This is a genomic window from Streptosporangium sp. NPDC000509 (assembly GCF_042898365.1).
Taxonomy (GTDB): Bacteria; Actinomycetota; Actinomycetes; order Streptosporangiales; family Streptosporangiaceae; genus Streptosporangium.
The window spans coordinates 1-1,232 of record NZ_JBIAYX010000049.1; the positions used below are offsets into that span (position 1 = coordinate 1).

The 1,232-nt window shown below is 70.7% G+C and carries 1 protein-coding gene; it reads right to left on the reverse strand.

Annotated elements, in window-relative coordinates; translation table 11 throughout:
• Positions 1–930: RNA-guided endonuclease IscB (iscB, locus tag ACFY3D_RS39515; protein ID WP_389989656.1), on the reverse strand; the 930-nt coding region annotated here is incomplete at its 3' end.
• Positions 931–1,232: the final 302 nt, after the last annotated feature.

Genomic DNA, 1,232 nt, shown 5'->3' on the forward strand with positions numbered 1-1,232 from the left:
GGTGCGCCCGCCCGAGGCCGTCGCGACCGGCAGGCCGGTCGCCTGCAGTGCCCGCCACAGCGCCCAGCGGGTGGCGTTGACGGCGGCGGCGTCACGCAGCGGCGCTTTCGCCTGCTTGAGGATCTTCGCCAGGAGTGCGGGCTTGGCCTGGAGGAACTCTTCGATCGGGGTGGCGTTCTTGGCCTGGTTACACGGGATGCAGGCCAGGGTGAGGTTGCTGACGCGGTCGGAGCCGCCCCGGCTGCGGGGATGGATGTGGTCGAGGTTCAGCGGCACACCGCTCGCGCCGCAGTAGGCGCAGGTGCGCCCCCACGTGGCGAGCAGGTATTCGCGGACCTCGTACCCGGCGAGGGTGCCCCGCTGGTATTCGGCTCCTTCGAGCGGCCTTTCGGCCGACAGGGCGTGGGTGTCGAAGGAGACCTTCTCCACGTGGACGGCGGTGATGGGCGCCCACCGGGCCAGCCGCGCCACCTGCGACATCGTCGTGTCCACGCGGTGGCGCAGCGACGGCGCCAGCCACCCTTGAGGTTTCGTGCGGTTGTTGAAGCGGGGGGCGCGGTAGCGCAGGTTCCGCGACCTGCGGCCACGGCGCAACGCGGCCCGCGCGCTGAGCCTGTCGCGGATCCGCCCGCCCCGATGGTCGAGCTGAATGCCGAACAGGCCGGTGCGGCTCCCGTCACGGTCGGCGAACACACTGATGCCGGTGTGCTGGGAGCCGGGGTCGATACCGGCGTGCACGCCTTTTACGGTGGAGTCGGCGACGAGCCGGTCTTTGAGGCGGATAACGAACGGGGTGCGGCGCATCACCACCGCCCGACCGGCCGCCAGCAGGCGGCGGGCACGGGCGGGATGGCACGGGTCGAGCGGGTGGCCGTGAGCGTCCAGGATGAACACGGCCGGGTGAACCTCACGGTTCGCTCCCTCGGACACCGCGGTGTCCTGGGGGTGACGCCGAACGGCCGGTGCGTGCCGTACGGTCTCCCCTCGCCCATGTCCACCGCCAGGTGCGGCGAAGCCGCGTCCGTGACCCGTTTCGTCCCGACCCGGGTTGTCTGCTCCCACGGATTCCAGAGCAGCCCGCTGAGGAAGCACGGGCTGGTGGGTCTGCTGTCTTGCGGTGAACGTAGCCATCGAGGATGCACCTCCTGTTCGTGATGGCTGGGGCTGGTCAATACGGGCTCAAGGCACCAGGCGGCACCTCAAGCCCCCTCCTTCAGGAGGGGGTCGTTGAC